Below are 20,810 nucleotides of genomic sequence, written 5' to 3' on the forward strand. Positions count from 1 at the left end.
CCCGGCTCTCTTGTGATGCAGAATGGATCAGCTGCGACGACGGCCGCGACGACCACGGCGTTCAGACCCTGCGTCGCTGCCTTCTTCGGTGCCGTCATTGGCCGAGGTGAAGGGGCCGAGGACCTCGACGATCTGTTCCAGCGTGGGGCGGTCACCGCGCGGGCGGCTGTCCAGTGCTTCACGCATCTTGCGCAGATGATCGGGCATGGTGCCGCAGCAACCGCCGATGATTTTTGCGCCGGCGTCGCGGGCCAGCACGGCATATTCGCCCATAAGCTTCGGTGTGCCATCGTAATGGATATGACCGTCGACATATTTCGGAATGCCTGCATTACCCTTGGAGATGATCGGGCGTTCGGTGCCCTGTGCGGCAAAGCCAAGCACGGTGCGCAGAATGTCAGAGGCGCCGGTGCCGCAATTCGCCCCAAAGGCCAGAGGCGGCACATCGTAATCTTCGACGAGTTTGGCAAGATCGGCTGAGGTCACACCCATCATGGTGCGGCCTGCGGTGTCAAAGCTCATGGTGCCGCACCACGGCATATCGGCCAGTTTGAACGCTTCGGCAGCGGCGGCGAATTCTTCGGGTGCGGAGATCGTCTCCAGCCACAGCACATCAACGCCGCCTTCCTTGAGCGCATCGGCCTGTTCGTGGAACATTTCCACTGCCAGTGCGTGGCTCAATTCGCCAACGGGCTGCATGATTTCGCCCGTGGGGCCCACTGACCCGGCAACGGCGATCTTGCGCTCGGATTTGTCTGCAACCTCGCGGCCAAGTTCCGCAGCAACGCGGTTCAACTCTCGTACGCGGCCTTGCGCATCGTGCAGTTTCAGGCGCGCGGCGGTGCCGCCAAAGCTGTTGGTCAGGAACAGATCGCTGCCCGCGTCGACAGAGCCTTTATAGAGCGCTTTGATCTTTTCCGGCTCATCCGTGTTCCACAATTCGGGCGCGTCCCCGGATTGCAGTCCCATGTTGAACAGGTTGGTGCCCGTTGCGCCATCCGCCAGAAGCACCTCACGGCTTTCCAGAAGCTCAAGGAAACGATTGCTCATGCTCTTATCCACTTGCCATATCCGCACGGAGGGCGCGCAGGCCCTGTTAGGATGGTCCCTTTGTCATGCGGTCCATTTTGCCGCAACTGTATTTTCAGCAACATCAGCATGATTCTCAAATCCCGGCATGTTCGCCTGCGGCATCTCAACCTCCGGGCGCGCCGGACGGTGCACAAGCCGGGTCATTTCGGCAATGGCGAGCCCCATTTGCGGCCAAGTGGGGGCGGCGATGTAACGAGGTTCCCACTTTGGGGCAAAACAGGATTTGAACTGATGTAACCCACCATCAAATCGCTGACTGAAACGGTGATCGGGCACCGCAGCGAGGGAGAGGCGGCGCACCCCGGCATCGCGGGCAGCATCAATCGCGGTGCAGATAAGCGCGTGTCCGGTGCCGTCGGGGGCACCGGGCAGTTGGCGCACCAGATCAAGACACCATTCATCGGCGGCACGGTGAAACGTCATAAAGCCCACCAACCGTTCCTCGAGCCAAGCGAGACAGGTCATCTGGATGGAAACATAACCGGGTTCGAATTGTCCCATGGTGGTGCCGCGTGCGGCGCCGTGCTGGCGTGTCCAAGCCTCATCGACTTCTGCCATCTGTACCAGTGGCAGGCTGCTCCATGCGGGTTCAACACGAAGGCCCGATTTTTCCGCATGGCGGAGTTTGCGGCGGAGCTGGCGAAATTTCGACCCGTTCACAGAAAACTCTGCGGGATAGAGGATGGCGTCTTGCGCTACTTTCAAGACTTTCCAGCCCTGTTTTTTCGCTGCGATTGCAGTGCGCGCGCTGCATTTATAAAAACATGCGGCCGTGTTTCTGGCACGGGCATGGGCGCGCAAGGCATCTGGAATCTCGCCGCGTCGCCCGCTGATCGGGTCAAACAGGACCGCCGAGATCTGAGGGGTGTCGAGCATGGCCACTTGATTGAGGCCAAACGCCATGATATGACCGCCGTTCTGCAGGATAACCCCAGTTTCCGCCTGAGGTCGCACGAAGGGCTGGCTGGCGGCGGGGCGCACGTCGCTGCCGAGGTAGTCATCCTCCGCATGATCCGGCAGGGGCAGCCCGCGGCGCATCAGGTTTGGCCAGAGCAACACCACACCGGCCAGCGCGGCGGGCAGGGCGTAATAGACCGCGCGAAAGGCCAAAAGACCTGCGACCAGAATGGCGGGATCTGCGCCGGGAAGGAGCGTGAGCATCGCAAGCTCCAGCGGACCTGCGCCACCGGGCGAAGACGAGATAATCGCCAGACCAAGCGCGAGAAAATAAGCAGGCAACAGCACCCCAAGACCGATGTCATGACCCAGAGGCAAAAGCAGCCAGAGTGCAACCCCGGCAAAGGTAACATCCATCAACGTCCAGAAGGCGAGCGCAAAAATGGCCTGCAGCGAGGGAAGGCGAAGCCGAAGCCCGCGTACACGCCACTCGGGGTGCAAAAAACACAGCCCACACGCAACTGTCGAAACCAGCAAAATGCCCGCCCCGGACGCACGCATTCCCAATGACGGTCCAACGAGCAGCAAAGAGAGACCGCAAATCACGGCAAGGGCCGTCATAAAGGTGATGCCGACAAAACCCGTGAGTTGCGCAGATTGCAGCGGATTGAGCCGAGGTAGCAGACGCCAGCGCGCAAACGAGCCGGAAAAAAGACCAAAGCCTACCGCCTGTGAAAACGCAATGGACGCCATGCCCGCGCGCCGCGCCGTGGGGTCATCGACACCGGTGCGGAGGTGACGGTGCGCCACGGCATCATAGCGCCCAAGGGCCCAAAAGCTCAGAACCGTGGCGCCTAGCGCGCCGACCCAATGCGGCGCAGGGACCTGACCCAGCAGGATGAACAGGTCATGAATATGCGGCAGATCCGCCTGTCTGGTGAGGGCGAAGAGGCAGCCTGCCATAATGATCAATGGCGTGACCACCCGCAGAGAGTTTGCTACGGTTTGCTTGCGTCGGGCGCGTGTCGGCATGTCTAGCTTCCGCCATTCTTCGCGGGCGCGGCACAGAGTCAGGCGTGCAGCACCTGCCGGTTCAGGGTCAGACGGACATGCCCCTTAGCGCGAATGAACGGGCAGCCAGTCGTGGTCAGGTATCCTTGTGGGAGAGTTCTTCTGCCACCTGCATCATCAGTTCCGTCATCTTGTCCCGGATCGCTGCGCGCTCGACCTTGCCATTAAGGTCATCTGCCAGCTTTCTCAAAACATCCTCGTCGCCCGGTTCATCCAGGTCGGCGATCACAACGGTCTGGGCATAGGCTTCTGCCGCTTCATCCCTGTGCCCCAAGATATCTGCAGCCCAGAGGCCGAGTAACTTGTTGCGACGCGCCTCGGCGCGGAACCTCAGTTCCGCGTCATGCGCAAACTTATTTTCAAACGCCTTCTCGCGGTCGTCAAAGGTCGTCATCTGCTGTCCTCCCCAAAGCTGTGGACCCGTGGGGCGTAAACAGATCACACATTCGCCCCGAAGCTTAGGGTAGCACATCAAGACAGCATGGTGCTGTCACATCTGTGAAAGGGTGCGGCGTGCCATTCTGTGCACTGATACCGCGTCCCCGGGTCCCACCACGGGAGGCCGGACATCCGTAGACATCCGTATGTGGTTGCAGCCAAATTAGCACTGGTTCTTGAATAAAGCGTCAACGCAAAGGGCGAAAGCGCAGTCAACTTTGGACATCTGGGGCGGAATTGCGTTCATTTTGCGCATTTTGCATAGGTTCCACAAAATTGCGGCTGTGTGGGGCGGTGATCGCTCTGCGCTGTGCTTGCGGGATCAGGCCCCTTGCACTATGAGAGCGCTACGGATCGGGGCAGATTCCCGGTGGTCCATACCGAAAGGCTCTCCATGGCGCGGCGCAAAAAGATTTACGAAGGCAAGGCAAAAACCCTCTATGAAGGGCCTGAACCGGGCACGATCGTCCAGTACTTCAAGGATGACGCCACGGCCTTTAACGCCGAAAAGCACGACGTGATCGAGGGCAAAGGGGTGTTGAACAACATCCTGAGCGAATTCTTCATGCTGGGTCTGGGTCAGATCGGTGTGCCGACGCACTTCTTGAAACGGCTTAACATGCGCGAACAGCTGGTGCGCTCCTGCGAGATTATCCCGCTGGAGATCATCGTGCGCAACTATGCAGCCGGATCGCTGTGCAAACGTCTTGGCATCGATGAGGGCACACAGCTGCCGCGTCCCATCGTTGAATATTGCTATAAGGACGATGCACTGGGTGATCCGCTGGTCACCGAAGAGCATATCGCGGCCTTTGGCTGGGCCAGTCAGCAGGACATGGATGACATCCTGTCGCTGGCGCTGCGGGTGAATGACTTCTTGTCTGGTGTGATGCTTGCCGTGGGGATCCGACTGGTCGACTTCAAGATCGAGATCGGCCGCGTCTATGACGGTGATTTCCAGCGTCTTGTGGTGGCTGATGAGATCAGCCCCGACAGCTGCCGCCTGTGGGACATCAAGACCGGCCAGAAACTCGACAAAGACGTGTTCCGCCGCGATCTTGGCAGCCTCACGGATGCCTATACCGAGGTTGCCCGCCGTCTGGGTGTCATGCCGAACAATCCGCCAGCGCCGGGCAAGCCCCAGCTGGTGAACTAAGAGATTTCGCCCGCAAGGTCTGCTCAGCCGGTCTTGCGGGTTTTTCAATAGCGCAACAGGGCAGGGCGCTCATGCTCCCGCCCGCAGGAACTTGAGGAAAGACGCGATGAAAGCACGGGTGCATGTGATGCTGAAGAACGGGGTTCTCGATCCGCAAGGAGAGGCCGTTCGTCACGCGCTTGGCGCGCTTGGCTTTGACAAGGTCGAAGGCGTGCGTCAGGGCAAGGTCATCGATCTGGAGCTGGCCGAGGGTGCCACCGAGGCCGATGTGACCGAGATGTGCGAAAAGCTGCTCGCCAATACCGTGATCGAATCCTACAGCGTCGAGATCCAGTGATGAAGGCTGCCGTCGTCGTTTTCCCCGGTTCCAACTGCGACCGTGACCTTGCCGTGGCCTTTGAACAGGCCGGTTTCGACGTCTCAATGGTGTGGCACAAGGACAGCCAACTGCCCGAAGGCGTGGACATCGTCGGCGTTCCCGGTGGCTTTTCCTATGGCGACTACCTGCGCTGCGGTGCGATCGCGGCGCAGTCGCCGATCTGCAAGGCCGTGGTCGATCACGCCGAACGTGGCGGCTATGCGCTGGGTGTCTGCAACGGGTTTCAGATCCTGACCGAGACCGGCGTGCTGCCGGGGGCGCTGTTGCGCAATGCGGGGCTGAAGTACATCTGCAAGACCGTGGACCTGAGTGTTGCGACCTCGGACAGTGCTTTCACCCAGGGCTACAACGCTGGTGATGTGATTGGTGTGCCGATTGCGCACCACGACGGCAACTACTACGCCGATGAGGCCACCGTGCAGGCGCTGAAGGATCAAGACCGGATCGCCTTTACCTATGTGGACAATCCCAACGGCTCTGTCGCGGATATTGCGGGAATCCTGTCGGAAAACCGCCGCGTGCTTGGCATGATGCCCCACCCGGAACGGGCGGCGGATGACGGCCATGGCGGCACCGATGGTGCGGCGATGTTCCGCGCATTGTCCGGACTTCTGACAGAGGCCTGACTTGAGCCTCAGGGGCGGTAAACCTAGTGTTGCGTCATGACTGCCCCTGAGGAGCCCTCCGGCCAAAAGCCGCGTGCGCCATCTGAGCGCCCTGACAAACGCACAGCACCGCGTTCGCGCACCATTTCTTGGCGCGTGCGTTTCGCGTTGGTGGCGTTTATGGCCGTTGCAGGTGCAACGGTGTGGTTCACCAACTCCACGCTGACCCATAGTTTTACCGAAACCACGCGTAACCGGGCAGAGCTGCGGTTAGCGCTTTATTCTGGCAACCTTGTCAGCGAGTTACGCCGCCACGCGATTGTGCCGCAACTTCTGTCGCGCGATCAGGCTTTGATCTCGGCGCTGCAGAGCCAGGACTTTTCTCTGTCCACTCAGCGGCTCATTTCCTTTGTTGATGAGATCGGCGCGGCCTCAATCACATTGATGGACCGGGACGGGCGCACGGTTGCTGCGACGGATCGCATTCGGCTGGGAGAGATTTATCGCAACTCTCCCTTCTTTGTGGAGGCGATCCGTTCGAACTCCACGGTGTTTTCTGTGATCCCGCGCGAGGTGCGTGGGTATCAGTTCACCTATTCGCGCCGTTTGGTCGACAGCAGCGGCACCCTTGGCGTGATTATGGTCGAGGTCGATCTGCAAAAGTTCGAACGCGCATGGGCCGGCATTTCCGATGCGGTCATGGTGGCTGACAGCACGGGTAAGGTGGTGATGGCGACCGAGGCACGCTGGCGCGGTCTGTCGGAAGCGGAAGCGCTCAAGGAACAAACACCCGAGGGCGCGATTCAGCGGGCCATTCGCGCAACTGCGGATTGGACCGCGCTGCCGACGGATGTCTATCTGCAGGGCGAGGCGGTGATGCGGCTGGAGACCCGCGTGCCGTTTCAGGGCTGGCGGATGATGTCCTACACCACTTATGATTCGATCCGAGAGCAGGTGAACGCAGTAATTGCGCTCGAAATCATGGGCTTCGCGATCCTTCTGGCGTTGGCCTTCTATGCGCTCAGTCGAAAGACCGCGCTCAGGATGGCATTGTTCCAGCGCGAGTCGGCGGAGCTTCGCGTGTTGAACACGCGCTTACAGCGAGAAATTGCCGAACGCGAGCGGGTGCAAGAGACCCTTGCTGTGGCCGAGCAGAGCCTCGCGCAAAGCTCAAAACTGGCCGCATTGGGCGAGATGTCCGCAGCGGTCAGTCACGAGCTTAATCAACCGCTTGCAGCGATGAAAACATACCTCGCCGGGGCGCGACTGTTGTTGCAGCGCAACCGACCGGACGAGGCGTTGTCCTCCTTTGGGCGGATTGATGATCTCATTGAGCGCATGGGGGCGATCACTCGCCAGCTTAAATCCTATGCGCGCAAGGGCGGTGACGCGTTCAGCCCTGTAAACATGGGCGATGCGCTGGCCTCGAGCCTGTCGATGATGGAACCGCAGCTGCGCCAGCGTCATGTGCAAATTACCCGTATACTTCCAGATGAACCGGTCTATGTGATGGCAGACCGGATGCGGTTGGAACAGGTGATGGTGAACCTCTTGCGCAATGCGCTGGATGCCACCAAATCCGTCGAGGAACCCGAGGTGGAGATTATTCTCGCAGCCGGGGAAACCGCGACACTGACCGTGCGGGACAATGGTGACGGCATTCAGGACTTCGACAGCCTGTTTGAGCCGTTTTATACAACCAAGCAACCCGGTGACGGTGTTGGTCTTGGGCTTGCTATCTCCTCGGGGATCGTGAACGACCTAGGCGGTCGCCTCACGGCCCGCAACTCCGAGGCGGGTGGCGCGGTGTTTGAAATGCAACTGCCGATCCTTGTGGACGGCATCGAGGCCGCTGAGTAAGCGGCACGACCTGGAGGGCAACTTATGGCACAGGCCATGAAAATTGCGATTGTGGATGACGAACAGGACATGCGTCAGTCGATCAGCCAGTGGCTGGCACTGTCTGGCTATGACACTGAGACCTTTGCCAGCGCTGAAGACGCGCTAAAGGCGCTGGGGCCGGATTATCCGGGCATCGTGATTTCCGACATCAAGATGCCGGGCATGGACGGGATGCAGTTCCTGAAGAAGCTGATGGGATCGGATAGCTCCTTGCCAGTGATTATGATTACCGGTCACGGCGATGTGCCGATGGCGGTCGAAGCGATGCGCGTCGGCGCCTTTGACTTCCTTGAAAAGCCGTTCAATCCGGATCGCATGTCAGAACTGGCAAAACGCGCAACCGGTGCGCGTCGTCTGACGCTGGACACCCGCGCGCTGCGGCGTGAATTGTCCGATGGCGGCCAGATCATGAAGAAACTCATCGGCACCAGTCCGGTGATGGACCGTCTGCGCGAGGATATCCTTGATCTCGGCCAGGCCGACGGCCATGTGCTGATCGACGGAGAAACCGGCACTGGCAAGACCTTGGTGGCCCATGCGCTTCACGCTGTGGGCAGCCGGGCAGGCAAGAAATTCGTGCTAGTGTCCTGTGCCGCGCTCGAAGAAGAAGCGCTCGCCAAACGTCTGTTTGGCCCGATGCAGCCCGAAGACAGCATGCTCCCCGCCGTGGAAGAGGCCCGTGGTGGCACGCTGGTGCTGGAGGATGTTGAGGCGCTGAGTGAACCTTTGCAGGCCAAGCTCCTGAGCTTCATCAATGAGCAAGGCATTCCGGGCGAGACGCGCATCATCGCGATCTCCAACCTGCAAGAGGCAGGTAAAACCTCCGAGGATGTGCTGCGCGCCGATCTCTTCTACCGTCTGGCCGCATTGCGGATCACTGTGCCGCCACTGCGGCAGCGTGGCGAGGATATCCTGACGCTCTTCACTCGTCTCTCAGAGCAATTCTCCGAGGAATACGGCTGTGATGCGCCACAAGTGACCGCGCAGGAAGCGGCGCAGCTGTTGCAGGCGCCCTGGCCGGGCAACGTGCGTCAGCTGATCAATGTGGCGGAACGCGCAGTGCTGCAATCGCGGCGCGGCTCCGGCACCATTGCCTCGCTGTTGATGAGCGATCACGAAGACATGCAGCCGGTGATGACGACCGAGGGCAAACCGCTCAAGGAATATGTCGAAGCGTTTGAACGTATGCTGATCGACAACACCATGCGTCGCCACAAAGGCTCCATTGCGTCGGTCATGGACGAGTTGTGCCTGCCGCGTCGGACGCTGAATGAGAAGATGGCGAAATACGGCCTGCAGCGCTCGGACTATCTCGGCTGATGCCTGCGGCGTATCTCTTTGATATGGATGGGCTGCTCCTTGATACGGAGCAGCTCACTTTGGATGCGTTTCTCGATTGCGCGCCAGAGTTTGATTTAGATCCCGAAGCGATGCGCCCCTTCTTTATGGGGTTGATTGGCACTGCCAAAGCACAGGGCGAGCAGATGGTGCGCGACTTCATCGGCCCTGATCGCGATTTCGAGGCGTTGGATCAGGCGTGGCAATACCACAGCCAAAAACGCATGGCCGGGGGTATTCCGGTTAAACCGACCGTCGCTGACACTCTCAAAACCTTGTACGCAGAGGGCCATGCGATGGCTGTGGTGACCTCGACCTTGGGCGACAAAGCGCGTCATCATCTTGATCGCGCAGGGCTGCTGCCCTGTTTTCGCGCCGTGATTGGTGGGGATGAGGTGCGGGCGAATAAACCCGACCCCGCACCATATCTGCAGGGTGCAGACACGCTTGGGGTGGCAGCAAATCAATGCGCGGCATTTGAAGATAGTGATCTTGGTATCACTGCAGCGGCGCGAGCTGGTTGTTTTGCGGTGCAGATTCCGGATTTACGCCCTGCGTCGCGGGCGTTTCCTGAGGTAGGTCAGCGATTTGCACCAACTCTCAAGGACGCAGTCGCGGCTGCACGTGCGCACTTCGGGCAGCAAAAGACACGGCTCGACTTGACAAATTGATGCCGGTTGACCGGCCTTTTTGCGTCAAAATGTCGGAAAGGCTACGCTTGTTAACCTTGCCTTTGAAATTTGCACCGATGGATGGAAAACACCATTCACAGGGGTCTGGGCGTAGAATGCCCATTGTCATTACCTATCCACAGGCCTTATGCTGAATAAACGAACACTGCATCTACAGGTGTTCGCACATGAGATTTTCTGCCCTCATGTCCGACCGGCTTAAGCCGGGGCGCGAGTGGCAGACCAGATCGTCTCGCACATTGCGAGGCAGAAGAGTGCCTGCTTTGACGCGGCCGCAACCCGGTCAGATCAAAGAGGAAATAATGGGCAGGGATCGGGATACCCCCACCTGTCGGAGAAGAACCGCGATGACGCGCGCGAGACTATTGAGCACAAACGCAGGCTTTCCGCACATATGCCGGAAATCCCTTTCGTGCATCTCTTGGTCCGCCACGCAGTCGAATATCGCCCTGACAAGACACCACCCACAACATGCGCGTCCACCCGGACCCGGCGCGGGATCAGGGGCAATTGCCTCGCGTCCCATGCGCCCCGACCGGCGGCGGCCTGTGCTGGCATGGTGCAATCTAAGGACTAATGGCGAAGAAAATGCTGATCGACGCCACCCACGCGGAAGAAACCCGCGTTGTGGTGGTGGATGGAAACAAAGTTGAGGAATTTGACTTTGAATCTGAAAACAAACGCCAGCTGGCTGGCAATATTTACCTCGCAAAAGTAACCCGCGTCGAACCTTCGCTGCAGGCGGCTTTTGTAGATTATGGTGGAAACCGCCATGGTTTCCTTGCGTTTTCCGAAATTCACCCGGATTATTACCAGATCCCCGTTGCGGACCGAGAGGCCCTGATGGAGGAAGAGCGCGCCTATGCCGAGGCGATGCGCGCACGGGACGAAGAAGACGAGGACCCAAAACCCAAGCGCCGCACTCGCTCGCGCAGCAAGACCCGCGCTGAAAAGGCCAAGACTGCTGATGCGGTGGAGACCAAAGAAGTGGCGGCCTCCAACGGTGAAATCTCCGGCATGGAGACCATCGACCTGAGCGACGACACTACCGATTTGGCAGAGGTGCCAGAGGCGACCTCGCCGATGGAAACCGTCGCCGAAACTCCGGTCGAAGAACCCAAGGGTGAAGATCAGGCCAGCGACAGCGAAACTGGCGCAGCGCAGGGTGACGACACTATTGTCGATGCGCCTGAAGCCGAAGGCGTGATTGCTGATGCTGCCGCTGAGACAGAAGAGGCATCCTTCGCTGATACCTCCTCTGAGGATGAGGCGTACGACAGCGATGACGAAAACGCTGAGACCGAGGCCAAGGACAGCTCGTCCGATGCCGCTGACAAAGATGATAGCATCGAGTCGGTTGCCGACGACGATGACCACGAAGATATTCGCCCGCCGCGCAAACCGCGCCCTAAGCGTTACAAAATTCAAGAAGTCATCAAGGTCCGTCAGGTTCTCTTGGTGCAGGTCGTCAAAGAAGAGCGCGGCAACAAGGGTGCAGCGCTGACCACCTATTTGTCGCTGGCCGGTCGCTACTGCGTATTGATGCCCAATACCGCGCGTGGTGGTGGCATTTCTCGCAAGATCACCAATGCCGTCGACCGCAAAAAGCTAAAAGAGATCGCCGCAGAGCTGGACGTGCCGACTGGCGCGGGTCTCATCGTGCGCACCGCCGGTGCCAAACGCACCAAGGCCGAGATCAAGCGCGACTATGAATACCTGCAGCGCATGTGGGAGCAGATCCGCGAACTGACGCTGAAATCCATCGCGCCCGCGAAGATCTATGAAGAAGGCGACCTGATCAAACGCTCGATCCGCGATCTTTATAACCGTGAGATCGACGAGGTTCTGGTGGAGGGCGAACGCGGCTACCGCATCGCCAAGGACTTCATGAAGATGATCATGCCGTCCCACGCCAAGAACGTGAAAAACTACCACGATCAGTTGCCGCTTTTTGCGCGCTATCAGGTGGAAAGCTACCTCGGCGGGATGTTCAATCCGACCGTACAGTTGAAATCCGGCGGCTATATCGTGATCGGCGTGACCGAAGCGCTGGTGGCCATCGACGTGAACTCGGGCCGGGCGACCAAGGAAGCCTCGATCGAGGAAACCGCGCTCAAGACCAACCTTGAGGCCGCCGAAGAAGTGGCACGTCAGCTGCGTCTGCGCGACCTTGCCGGTCTGATTGTCATCGACTTCATCGACATGGACGAGCGCAAGAACAACGCCGCCGTCGAAAAGCGCATGAAAGACAAGCTGAAGACCGACCGTGCCCGTATTCAGGTGGGACGTATCTCTGGCTTTGGTCTGATGGAAATGTCGCGTCAGCGTCTGCGCCCCGGTATGATCGAGGCGACCACCGCGCCGTGCCCGCATTGCCACGGCACTGGCCTGATCCGGTCCGATGACAGCATGGCACTGTCGATCCTTCGCCAGATCGAGGAAGAGGGCACTCGTGGTCGCTCTCGTGAGGTGTTGGTGAAATGCCCGGTGGATATTGCCAACTACCTGATGAACCAAAAGCGCGAGCATATCGCGCAGATCGAAGCCCGGTATGGTCTGTCGGTCCGTATCGAAGGCGATGTGACACTGGTCAGCCCCGATTTCTCGCTTGAGAAGTTCAAAACCGCCTCGCGCGCGATCCCGGCGGTGACTGCGCCTGTGGTATCTGTCGATGCATCCATCATGGATCAGGTCGACGCGATTGAAGAAGTTGCAGAAGAGGTCGAAGAGGCCCCCGCTGCAGCACCTGTCGAGGCGGAAGAGACAGAAGGCGAAAGCAAACCCAAGCGCAAGCGCCGTCGTCGTCGTCGCAAGAAGTCTGGCAACGGTGAGAACGGTCAGGACAATGGCGAGAATAGCGCCGCAGAGTCCGAGACGTCTGATGAAAGCAAGGATGCTGAGACCGGTGGCGAAGCAGAGGTGAAAGCTGAAGCCTCCGCAGATGGTGCTGCTGAGGTCGAAGGTGAAACTGAGGCCGAGCCGAAGAAAAAGAAAACCCGCACCCGGACCCGCAGCCGTTCGCGCAAGAAGGTAGAACCTGAGGCCGAACAGACAACTGAGGCGCCCGCATACAGCGAAGCGCCCAAAGAGGCAGATGCGGTAGCAGAAGCCCCCGCTGATGAGGTCGCAGAGGTTGCAGAGGTTGCCGTGGCCGAGGCACCAGCTGCTGAGGCACCGAAGGCGGAACCTGCTCCAGAACCCGAGGTTGAAACGCCTGTGGTTGCGGATGCAGAAGTTGATCAGACGGAGCAAGCGTCAGAAAAAGCTGAAGCGGAAGTGGCGAAGGATGACGCTCCTGTCGCAAACGCTGCCGAGGACGCACCTGCCGAGGAACCTGCTGAAGAGGCCACACCGGAGCCCGAGCCGGAGTTGGTTGTAGCAGAACCTGAACCGCAGCAGCCTGCAAAGCCTAAGCGCCGCGGCTGGTGGTCGGCAGGCCGCTAAGACCACAGGTCAAAACAAACAAAAAGGCGGCCCGCACGGGGCCGCCTTTTCTTATTGCAGATCCCAAACGCGGCCAAAGGACTGCGTCAGAGTGACACGCCGTTTGTCAGGCCACGCCTTTTCGGATCAGGTAAATCTGGTGCGCGCCGCTTTCCTCCATGCCTAAAAACCCGTGTCCGGCTTCGGCGCAGAAATGCGGCACATCAATGATAGCCGCCGGATCATCGGCCAAAATGCGCAATACACCGCCCTCCGGAAGAGGCTCAAGGCGTTTGCGGGCTTTTAATACGGGCAGGGGGCAGAGGAGGCCGATGGCGTCCAGCGTGGCGTCAAAATCTGTCATACCTTCCGAGATAAGCCCCGTGTTACAGCCTGTCCACAAGGATGTGACATGCCGTGCAGGTGACGCCGTTGATGGCTTCGACTATGCAGACGATATGTTTGGAATCGAGATCATCGACGCGAGCCTTTTGCCCGCCATGTTCGTGGCCCTTGTCGGGGGCATCGTCAGCTTTTTGAGCCCCTGCGTGTTGCCGATTGTGCCGCCCTATCTGGCTTATATGAGCGGTGTCACGATTGGTGAGATACAAGGCACGGCAGCAGCCCGGCGCAAGGCGATTTTGGCGGCGCTGTTCTTTGTGATGGGGCTATCGACGGTTTTCTTGCTTTTAGGGTTCACGGCGTCAGCATTTGGGGCATTTGTGCTTCAAAATCAGGAGCTTTTCGCCAAAGCTTCCGGCGTGGTGGTGATCGTGTTCGGGCTGCATTTCCTGTCCGTATTCCGTATTCCGCTCCTTGATCGTGAAGCACGCATGGAGACGGGTGAGACCGGCGGTTCGGCGCTTGGGGCCTATGTTCTTGGGCTGGCCTTTGCCTTTGGCTGGACGCCATGTATTGGCCCGCAACTTGGCGCGATCTTGTCGCTTGCCGCGTCAGAGGCCTCCGTCAGCCGGGGGACGATCCTGCTCGGCGTCTATGCGTTGGGGCTTGGGGTGCCGTTTCTGTTGGCAGCGGTTTTCCTCAACCGCTCCATGGCGCTGATGAACCGCATCAAACGTCACATGGGATTGATTGAGAAACTGATGGGCGGGTTGCTGTTGCTTGTTGGATTTATGCTGGTAACGGGATTGTTCACCAGTTTCTCCTTCTGGCTCCTGGAAACCTTCCCCGCGCTTGCCACACTCGGCTGATCTGCTGCACGCACCGTCTTACGCAGCGCGCGAAGCTGCGCTAGGCTCATGGTCAAAAGATCGGGGCAAGAAGATCGGGCATGAGCAGCAACTCCAGCACAAGACCGGTGCGCCGGCGTCGGGTGTTCTACATTCCGGGCTATGATCCGTTCCACCCGCGCCGGTACCGCGAGCTTTATCGCAGCGAAGGCGCAGAACAGGCGCAGATTTCCGGCTATGCGCTATCGCTCAGCCCCAAGGCGACCGGGGGGCCATTTGGCTGGCATGTCTCGGCTGAGATTGAGGGCGCGCGGGTCGAGACGGATATGGAGGTTCTGGTCTGGTCGGACCTCGTCAAACACAGCATGAACAGCTCGATTGTTGCAACCTATTGGCAGCTTCTGCGTACGGCTTGGATCTACATCGGCTCCGGCGCCTTGTGGCGACTGATGCATTTGCGCAAAGGACCGGTGATCGCGGCACTTTATCCGGTGGTGATCCTGCTGCTTCAGGCGGGACTTGCGGCGCTGCTCGGGGTCGGGGTGGCATCTGGACTAGGGGCGCTGGCGGGGCTTGTTGCGGTGCCGGAGTGGGTAGTCCGCCCATTGCAGATCATCGCCGGCGCAGGGGCGGCTGTGGCGCTTTTGATGGCGTTCAAATCCCGCGACAATAAGCTATTTGTTTATTATCTGATGCATGACTACGCCTATTCTGCGGGCCAGCGCGGCGCTATTCCGGCAGAGCTTGAGGCGCGCATGCAGGCGTTCACCGCTGCCATTCGCACCGCACTGGAAGAGGACGCGGTGGATGAGGTTCTGGTTGTGGGGCATTCGTCGGGGGCGCATATCGGCGTCTCTGTGCTGGCGGATCTTCTGCACGCGGGCCTGCCGGAAGAACGCCCCGCCCTGAGTTTCCTCACGGTGGGGCAGGTTGTGCCGATGGTCTCCTTCCTGCCGCGTGCTGCGCGCCTGCGCCGGGATCTGCAAGAGATGTCAGAGCAGGAGTTGATCCCCTGGTATGATGTCACCGCCCCCGGAGACGGCTGTGCCTTTGCGCTTTGTGATCCCGTTGCGGTGACGGGCGTTGCAACACAGGCGCAGCATTGGCCCATCGTGTTTTCTGCCGCCTTCACCCAGACGCTTAGTCCCGCGCGCTGGAAGGCGCTGAAACGGCGCTATTTTCGGCTGCATTTCCAGTACCTCTGCGCGTTCGATCAGCCAAAGGATTACGACTATTTTCGCATCACCTCCGGACCTTTGACCCTTGGTGAGAGGTTGCGAGACCGGGGGCATTCTCGGTCACGACTGGCCGACCCTGTGAGCGGGTATCGCTCCGTGAGTGAAAGATGAACAGGTTGCCCCCCAAACCACCGGCGCGTCCGGACAAGGTCTCGCTCTGGCGGTATCTGAAGCTGTTTCGCGCTGACATCCTGTCGGCCCAGCCGCAGCGGCTTTATCGCGCATGGATGGCTGAGTTTCGCACACCGTTCTTTCGCTCCTTTCTGGTGAACCAGCCGGAGCTTCTGGACGTGCTGTTAAAGCAGCGCCCGGATGATTTCCCAAAATCCGATCGCGTGGGCGAGGGGCTGAGGCCGCTTTTGGGCAACTCCGTCTTTCTGACCAATGGAGAAACATGGAAACGGCAGCGGCGCATCATTGATCCTGCGTTCGAAGGCGGGCGGCTGAGAGAGACGTTTCCCGCGATGCATGCGGCAGCCGAGGCAGGTGTCGCGCGCCTATTGCCGCGCGCGGATGGGACCCCGCTGGAGATTGAGGCCGAGACCTCGCATATCGCGGCAGATGTGATCTTTCGCACCCTGTTTTCCATCCCGATCGAACATGAGGTGGCCTCTGAGGTCTTTGCCCGCTTTCGCGCCTATCAGCAGGCGCAACCGATCCTTAATCTTGCGGCCTTTGTGCCCGTGCCGCGCTGGATGCCGCGTTTCTATCCCAAAGGCACGCGCACAAATGCCACCCACATCCGCCGCCTGATCTCTGATCTGACACACACACGTCTGGCCGAGATTGAGGCCGGAACCGCCCCTGATGACCTCGCCACCAAGATCATGACGACGCGTGACCCGGACACGGGCGTTGGCTTTGACGCTGAGGAAATGGTCGATCAGGTGGCGATTTTCTTTTTGGCGGGGCACGAAACCAGTGCGTCGGCGCTGGGGTGGGCGCTCTATCTGATGGCGCTTTATCCAGAGTGGCAGGAAAAGCTGGCGGCAGAGGTCGCGGAACACGGCACTGGGGATTTTGCGGCGGTGTCCCGGTTGCGCCTGACGCGGGATGTGTTTCGCGAGACCCTGCGCCTCTATCCGCCGGTGCCGATGATGGTACGTGAAGCGCAATGCCCGGAGCGGTTTCGCGACCGTGAGGTGCCAGAAGGATCGCAAATGGTGCTGAGCCCGTGGCACCTGCACCGGCACGAACGGCTGTGGGAGCGACCGGATGACTTTGATCCCGGTCGCTGGCAGACCGAGAATGGCAAGACCTGCGCGCGTAGCGCCTATATGCCATTCTCAGCGGGGTCGCGGGTCTGCACAGGCGCGGGATTTGCGATGGTTGAGGGCGTTTTGATCCTCGCCCAGCTGCTACACCGTTTTCGCGTTGAGCGCGTAGAGGGGCGCGACCCGCAGCCCGTGGCGCATCTGACAGTGCGCTCGCGCAATGGGATCTGGCTGCGCCTTACAGAGCGTTAGCCCTCAGCCTCGGCCTTCAGCGCCATGAGCACATAGAGGCGAATAGCAGAGGCCAGACCGCAATCGGTGCCGCGCTTTTCGTCAATGTCGGCGGCCAGTTCATTGATGGCGCGCCCCTCTGCTGCGGCAAGGCGTCGGAATTCAGCCCAGAAAGCATCCTCCAGAGAAACAGAGGTCCGGTGACCGCGCAGGGTCAAAGAGCGTTTTTTAGGCCGTTCGCCAATCATCATATAATCTCATGCTATCAATAGACGTGCTTCTTGCACGCTGACAGAGGGGTAGCAAGTCGGCCCGTAAGCGCTGAGACTCGTTTCCAACTCTGGAAAAATCTGAAAAAGCTCTTGCCGTACATGCGTTTGTGATGCCGTTAAGACCCACTCGCCGGGATGGTAGCTTTCGGAGTAAAGCCCGTCGGTTTCAATAACTTCATGCTGGTCGAACATCAGGTGCACATATGTAATCGGCGCGCAGCTTTGATCCTGATACACGGTGTCCCCGTTTGCCAGCCCTTTGGCAGGGGCGAGGATGGCATGGCTCGCAAACAATAAATGGCTCATATGGGTTTCGATCAGGATGCGATGCTGCGGAGAGACTTTGAACCTGCGCTTTGGGCAACCAGGGCCAAGCGCATCACGTTCAAACACAATCGGCGCAAGATGCGGGTTCTTTTGTAGATCGAAACGCGACAGCCTGCGCCGGTAAATCCAGCGCACCGTTTGATAGCCCCGGTCGCGCGTCAGCACTTGATCGCCGATATTGAGCTTGCGAATACGACGGAGACCTTCAGGTGTTGTCACCTGCGCGTTTGGCGTGAAGCAGACAACCGTTGCGCCTTCGATATCCGAATAAGACCCGGCATCGGTTTCGTCTTCGCCGACGTATTGCCAATATTTATATCGGTTGTACCCGGTAAGCTCGTCATCATTGATGACATTGTGGGTCTCGTAGCTGTAATTTACATTTCTCGAAAGTGGCGTCGTCGGCAAATAGCCAATAAATTCACCACCACTTTCCAATGCATATAGTGTGATTTGACTGCCATCATCGCCGGTGAGGACGATCTGGTTTTCGGCATAAATACGATCATTGTAGATGTAATCGCCATCCACACGCGCCAGTGTACTGCCGTCGCTTTCATAGACGGTTCCACGTTGATTATTATCCGCGCCGCGTTCGTCCCGCGTAAAATCGCCATCGAGGGTGTTGTCATTATCTGAAATAGACACCACTCGGCGATCTGCATCAGGGTCGACGTCTGAACTAAGCCTCACGGATCCGCCGGAAAAACTCAGGGCGTCCGCCGTGTAGACGAAATAGCGATGGGTGGGCATGCCTGAGCCGCCTCCGTAATATTCTACTGCTCGGCGCTCAGTTTTTTGGCGCGCTTTTGATGGGCAATTATGCGCGCGCTGTCAAAAAAGGTAAAGAAATTGCTAACAAAAATAATTGTGAGGGCATGATTGGGTGAAAACGCGTGAGGTCGTGTTTTCGCTAATCGTCGATTTTATGCCCATCCAGACGGTCTATCGTGATCCGTTTCGCGGCTTTGTCTAAATCTTTCTGGTCTTTGGTGCGACCAAATTTCACAGCGTTTTGGTCAGCGCGGGCCTTTTTCTCAGCCCGCGCTTTTTCTTTTCGAAACCGGTTTAGATTGACCGGCTTTGCCATCACTTGGCCTTTGGACCGATCATTTGCTCGGGGCGTACGACCTTGTCGAAGGTCTCTTCGTCCACAAAGCCGAGTTTGACCGCCTCTTCCTTCAGGGTGGTGCCGTTCTTATGCGCAGTCTTCGCTACGGTCGTCGCGTTGTCGTAACCGATGGTCGGGGCCAATGCGGTCACCAGCATCAGGCTTTCCTTCATCAGCTTGTCGATACGCGGCTCATTGGCCTTGATGCCATTGAGCATCCGCTCGGTGAAGCTGTCCGCGGCGTCACCCAGAAGCTGAATGGACTGCAGCAGGTTATAGGACATCATCGGGTTGTAGACGTTCAGTTCAAAGTGACCCTGAGAGCCTGCAAATTTGATCGCCGCGTCGTTGCCCATGACATGTGCTGCCACCTGTGTGAGCGCCTCGGCCTGGGTCGGGTTCACCTTGCCCGGCATGATCGAGGAGCCGGGTTCGTTTTCAGGCAGGATCAACTCGCCCAGACCAGAGCGCGGGCCGGAGCCCAGGAACCGGATGTCGTTGGCGATCTTGTAGCAGCTGCCAGCAATGGTCGCGAGAGCGCCCGAGAGGAACACCATCGCGTCATGTGCGGCCAATGCTTCGAACTTGTTGGGCGCGGTCACGAAGGGCAGGCCGGTGATTTCGGCCATGTTTGCAGCGACTTCCTCGCCCCAGCCTTCCACGGTGTTGAGACCGGTGCCGACGGCGGTGCCGCCCTGTGCCAGTTCATAGATGCCGGGCATTGCCGCCTCGACCCGTGCCAGACCCTGACGGATCTGATGCGCGTAGCCACCAAATTCCTGACCCAGTGTCAGCGGCGTGGCGTCCTGCGTATGGGTGCGGCCGATCTTGATGATGTCTTTGAATTCCGCTGCCTTGGCTTCCAGGCCTTCAGCCAGTTTGGTCAGGCCGGGAACCAGCACGTCACGCACTGACATCGCAGTGGCGATGTGCATTGCGGTCGGGAAAGTGTCGTTAGAGGACTGCCCCATGTTGCAGTGGTCGTTCGGGTGCACCGGATCTTTGGAGCCGATCACGCCGCCGAGGATCTCGATCGCGCGGTTGGCGATCACCTCGTTGGAGTTCATGTTGGACTGGGTGCCGGAACCAGTCTGCCAAACCACCAGCGGGAAGTTGTCATCGAACTTGCCCTCGATCACCTCACCCGCAGCCTGAATAACGGCATCGCCGATTTTGGCGTCCAGCTTGCCGGAGGCCTTGTTGGCCATGGCGCAGGCTTGCTTGATCACGCCAAGCGCGCGCACGATGGCGACAGGCTGTTTTTCCCACCCAATCGGGAAGTTCATGATCGAACGCTGAGTCTGTGCCCCCCAGTATTTGTCGGAAGGGACCTCAAGCGGGCCAAAGCTGTCGGTTTCGGTGCGGGTGTTCGACATTGTGTCTGTCTCCGTCGCTGGTTCGGCCACTTGGATATCGCAAGTGGTATACTGATGTATGCCGTGTACCCGCGCGGGCGGCCTGACGCAATTGTTCTGCGCCACCTGACCGATCTTACGGGTCCTCAGCGGCTGGTATACTGCCCCAATTCCGCAAGTGCCATTGCCAGTTTGGGTAAGATGCATAGATTACACCAAAAGAGAGTCGTCAGACCGCGTCCCCAACAGGAGTTCGAATCCAAGATATGCGCAGCATCACCCTCAGCCAGATACGGTCTATGCCTGACACCTCCCGTTTGACCCTGTGGTGTCTTGTGATGCTGTCGGCATTGTTCCTGAGCGTTCAGAGCGCTTTTTGCGCGGAAACGCTCAACCGGTTTGTCGGATCTTATTCCGGGAGCGCCGAGGTCGAGCAAATCGACGGAACGGTCGAGCAACGTGATATGAGTGTCGCAATCCGCGAAACTTACAAAGGGTTCGAGGTGCAGTGGAGCACGGCCATCCGGCGCGCGGATGGCGACGCAAAAACCAAGAGCTACAAGATCGAATTTATTCCGTCAGAGCGCGACGGTGTTTTTGCCGCTGCGATGCAGACAAATGTGTTTGGCCATACGGTTCAGATGAACCCCATGAAGGGGGAGCCCTTCGTCTGGGCGCGCGTGATTGATGACACGCTGACGATCTTCTCGCTTTATGTGGCGGAAAACGGCGATTACCTGATGCAGCAATATGATCGCACCTTGGCGGATGGCGGCTTGGATCTGGATTTTTCTTTGCACCGCAATGGGATGCCTTCGCGCAAGGTTTCGACATTTCTGACCAGAGATTGATCTGAACGCGCGTTGCGACGACATAAAA

General features: G+C 58.9%; 19 protein-coding genes. 11 read left to right on the forward strand and 8 right to left on the reverse strand.

The window, feature by feature from the left end; translation table 11 throughout:
• Positions 1 to 27 precede the first annotated feature (27 nt).
• The 3 genes from bmt to K529_RS06235 form a co-directional block, all read right to left on the reverse strand.
• Complete coding sequence (gene bmt / locus K529_RS06225) at positions 28 to 1,050, reverse strand: betaine--homocysteine S-methyltransferase (protein WP_005622629.1); 1,023 nt, start codon at positions 1,048 to 1,050, stop codon at positions 28 to 30.
• A 63-nt stretch (positions 1,051 to 1,113) separates the two neighbouring features.
• The gene (locus K529_RS06230; RefSeq protein ID WP_046002162.1) at positions 1,114 to 3,021 is read right to left on the reverse strand and encodes a phosphatidylglycerol lysyltransferase domain-containing protein; all 1,908 of its coding nucleotides are present in this window, start codon (positions 3,019 to 3,021) and stop codon (positions 1,114 to 1,116) included.
• 115 nt (positions 3,022 to 3,136) lie between these two features.
• Entirely contained in the window at positions 3,137 to 3,454 is a 318-nt protein-coding gene (locus tag K529_RS06235) for a DUF1476 domain-containing protein (protein WP_005607033.1), read from the reverse strand.
• A gap of 438 nt (positions 3,455 to 3,892) precedes the next feature.
• On the opposite strand from K529_RS06235, the gene purC reads away from it, so the two are divergent.
• The 7 genes from purC to K529_RS06270 all read left to right on the forward strand — a co-directional run bounded on the left by purC (position 3,893) and on the right by K529_RS06270 (position 13,014).
• Positions 3,893 to 4,654, forward strand: coding sequence for a phosphoribosylaminoimidazolesuccinocarboxamide synthase (gene purC, locus K529_RS06240; protein ID WP_005607038.1), 762 nt, complete (start codon positions 3,893 to 3,895; stop codon positions 4,652 to 4,654).
• A 106-nt stretch (positions 4,655 to 4,760) separates the two neighbouring features.
• Complete coding sequence (gene purS / locus K529_RS06245; protein WP_005607046.1) at positions 4,761 to 4,991, forward strand: phosphoribosylformylglycinamidine synthase subunit PurS; 231 nt, start codon at positions 4,761 to 4,763, stop codon at positions 4,989 to 4,991.
• Entirely contained in the window at positions 4,991 to 5,659 is a 669-nt protein-coding gene (gene purQ, locus K529_RS06250; RefSeq protein WP_005607049.1) for a phosphoribosylformylglycinamidine synthase subunit PurQ, read from the forward strand. Before purS ends, purQ begins: the two co-directional genes overlap by 1 nt.
• 36 nt (positions 5,660 to 5,695) lie before the next feature.
• Positions 5,696 to 7,498 carry a sensor histidine kinase gene (locus K529_RS06255; protein ID WP_005607052.1) on the forward strand — a complete coding sequence of 601 codons (1,803 nt, stop codon included), beginning with the start codon at positions 5,696 to 5,698 and terminating at the stop codon, positions 7,496 to 7,498.
• A gap of 24 nt (positions 7,499 to 7,522) precedes the next feature.
• The gene (locus K529_RS06260) at positions 7,523 to 8,860 is read left to right on the forward strand and encodes a sigma-54-dependent transcriptional regulator (protein WP_005607057.1); all 1,338 of its coding nucleotides are present in this window, start codon (positions 7,523 to 7,525) and stop codon (positions 8,858 to 8,860) included.
• The gene (locus K529_RS06265) at positions 8,860 to 9,549 is read left to right on the forward strand and encodes an HAD family hydrolase (protein WP_040641197.1); all 690 of its coding nucleotides are present in this window, start codon (positions 8,860 to 8,862) and stop codon (positions 9,547 to 9,549) included. The genes K529_RS06260 and K529_RS06265 overlap by 1 nt, the downstream gene beginning before the upstream one ends.
• Positions 9,550 to 10,146: 597 nt before the next feature.
• Entirely contained in the window at positions 10,147 to 13,014 is a 2,868-nt protein-coding gene (locus K529_RS06270; protein ID WP_005606162.1) for an Rne/Rng family ribonuclease, read from the forward strand.
• A 106-nt stretch (positions 13,015 to 13,120) separates the two neighbouring features.
• Here K529_RS06270 and K529_RS06275 read toward each other — a convergent pair whose 3' ends face one another.
• Complete coding sequence (locus K529_RS06275; RefSeq protein ID WP_005606160.1) at positions 13,121 to 13,357, reverse strand: sulfurtransferase TusA family protein; 237 nt, start codon at positions 13,355 to 13,357, stop codon at positions 13,121 to 13,123.
• Positions 13,358 to 13,451: 94 nt separating this feature from the next.
• Between K529_RS06275 and K529_RS06280 the strand changes: the two genes are divergently transcribed.
• The 3 genes from K529_RS06280 to K529_RS06290 all read left to right on the forward strand — a co-directional run bounded on the left by K529_RS06280 (position 13,452) and on the right by K529_RS06290 (position 16,887).
• A complete protein-coding gene (locus K529_RS06280; protein ID WP_005606158.1) occupies positions 13,452 to 14,204 on the forward strand; it encodes a cytochrome c biogenesis CcdA family protein in 753 nt (250 codons plus the stop codon).
• A gap of 80 nt (positions 14,205 to 14,284) precedes the next feature.
• Positions 14,285 to 15,532, forward strand: coding sequence for a hypothetical protein (locus tag K529_RS06285; protein WP_005606157.1), 1,248 nt, complete (start codon positions 14,285 to 14,287; stop codon positions 15,530 to 15,532).
• Positions 15,529 to 16,887: a cytochrome P450 gene (locus K529_RS06290; protein WP_005606155.1), complete on the forward strand. Its 1,359-nt coding sequence runs from the start codon at positions 15,529 to 15,531 to the stop codon at positions 16,885 to 16,887. Before K529_RS06285 ends, K529_RS06290 begins: the two co-directional genes overlap by 4 nt.
• Here K529_RS06290 and K529_RS06295 read toward each other — a convergent pair.
• The 4 genes from K529_RS06295 to fumC all read right to left on the reverse strand — a co-directional run bounded on the left by K529_RS06295 (position 16,884) and on the right by fumC (position 19,952).
• A complete protein-coding gene (locus K529_RS06295) occupies positions 16,884 to 17,117 on the reverse strand; it encodes a ribbon-helix-helix domain-containing protein (protein ID WP_005606153.1) in 234 nt (77 codons plus the stop codon). The genes K529_RS06290 and K529_RS06295 overlap by 4 nt on opposite strands.
• Positions 17,118 to 17,123: 6 nt before the next feature.
• On the reverse strand, positions 17,124 to 18,218 hold the full coding sequence (locus K529_RS06300; protein ID WP_005606149.1) for a Hint domain-containing protein: 1,095 nt from the start codon (positions 18,216 to 18,218) through the stop codon (positions 17,124 to 17,126).
• A gap of 160 nt (positions 18,219 to 18,378) precedes the next feature.
• Entirely contained in the window at positions 18,379 to 18,555 is a 177-nt protein-coding gene (locus K529_RS06305) for a DUF4169 family protein (protein ID WP_005606145.1), read from the reverse strand.
• Complete coding sequence (gene fumC / locus K529_RS06310) at positions 18,555 to 19,952, reverse strand: class II fumarate hydratase (protein WP_005606142.1); 1,398 nt, start codon at positions 19,950 to 19,952, stop codon at positions 18,555 to 18,557. The genes K529_RS06305 and fumC overlap by 1 nt, the downstream gene beginning before the upstream one ends.
• 278 nt (positions 19,953 to 20,230) lie before the next feature.
• Between fumC and K529_RS06315 the strand changes: the two genes are divergently transcribed.
• Positions 20,231 to 20,782 (forward strand): hypothetical protein, encoded by a 552-nt coding sequence (locus tag K529_RS06315; protein ID WP_227512275.1) that lies wholly within the window; start codon positions 20,231 to 20,233, stop codon positions 20,780 to 20,782.
• The last annotated feature ends 28 nt before the right edge of the window (positions 20,783 to 20,810 follow it).

Source organism: Tritonibacter mobilis F1926 (genome assembly GCF_000376545.2).
GTDB classification, from domain to species: domain Bacteria; phylum Pseudomonadota; class Alphaproteobacteria; order Rhodobacterales; family Rhodobacteraceae; genus Epibacterium; species Epibacterium mobile.

Excerpts from the sequence above, each read along its gene's own strand:
- bmt (WP_005622629.1), bottom strand. The coding sequence starts at position 1,050 with ATGAGCAATCGTTTCCTTGAGCTTCTGGAAAGCCGTGAGGTGCTTCTG.
- K529_RS06230 (WP_046002162.1), bottom strand. The coding sequence starts at position 3,021 with ATGCCGACACGCGCCCGACGCAAGCAAACCGTAGCAAACTCTCTGCGG.
- K529_RS06235 (WP_005607033.1), bottom strand. The coding sequence starts at position 3,454 with ATGACGACCTTTGACGACCGCGAGAAGGCGTTTGAAAATAAGTTTGCG.
- purC (WP_005607038.1), top strand. The coding sequence starts at position 3,893 with ATGGCGCGGCGCAAAAAGATTTACGAAGGCAAGGCAAAAACCCTCTAT.
- purS (WP_005607046.1), top strand. The coding sequence starts at position 4,761 with ATGAAAGCACGGGTGCATGTGATGCTGAAGAACGGGGTTCTCGATCCG.
- purQ (WP_005607049.1), top strand. The coding sequence starts at position 4,991 with ATGAAGGCTGCCGTCGTCGTTTTCCCCGGTTCCAACTGCGACCGTGAC.
- K529_RS06255 (WP_005607052.1), top strand. The coding sequence starts at position 5,696 with ATGACTGCCCCTGAGGAGCCCTCCGGCCAAAAGCCGCGTGCGCCATCT.
- K529_RS06260 (WP_005607057.1), top strand. The coding sequence starts at position 7,523 with ATGGCACAGGCCATGAAAATTGCGATTGTGGATGACGAACAGGACATG.
- K529_RS06265 (WP_040641197.1), top strand. The coding sequence starts at position 8,860 with ATGCCTGCGGCGTATCTCTTTGATATGGATGGGCTGCTCCTTGATACG.
- K529_RS06270 (WP_005606162.1), top strand. The coding sequence starts at position 10,147 with ATGGCGAAGAAAATGCTGATCGACGCCACCCACGCGGAAGAAACCCGC.
- K529_RS06275 (WP_005606160.1), bottom strand. The coding sequence starts at position 13,357 with ATGACAGATTTTGACGCCACGCTGGACGCCATCGGCCTCCTCTGCCCC.
- K529_RS06280 (WP_005606158.1), top strand. The coding sequence starts at position 13,452 with ATGTTTGGAATCGAGATCATCGACGCGAGCCTTTTGCCCGCCATGTTC.
- K529_RS06285 (WP_005606157.1), top strand. The coding sequence starts at position 14,285 with ATGAGCAGCAACTCCAGCACAAGACCGGTGCGCCGGCGTCGGGTGTTC.
- K529_RS06290 (WP_005606155.1), top strand. The coding sequence starts at position 15,529 with ATGAACAGGTTGCCCCCCAAACCACCGGCGCGTCCGGACAAGGTCTCG.
- K529_RS06295 (WP_005606153.1), bottom strand. The coding sequence starts at position 17,117 with ATGATGATTGGCGAACGGCCTAAAAAACGCTCTTTGACCCTGCGCGGT.
- K529_RS06300 (WP_005606149.1), bottom strand. The coding sequence starts at position 18,218 with ATGCCCACCCATCGCTATTTCGTCTACACGGCGGACGCCCTGAGTTTT.
- K529_RS06305 (WP_005606145.1), bottom strand. The coding sequence starts at position 18,555 with ATGGCAAAGCCGGTCAATCTAAACCGGTTTCGAAAAGAAAAAGCGCGG.
- fumC (WP_005606142.1), bottom strand. The coding sequence starts at position 19,952 with ATGTCGAACACCCGCACCGAAACCGACAGCTTTGGCCCGCTTGAGGTC.
- K529_RS06315 (WP_227512275.1), top strand. The coding sequence starts at position 20,231 with ATGCCTGACACCTCCCGTTTGACCCTGTGGTGTCTTGTGATGCTGTCG.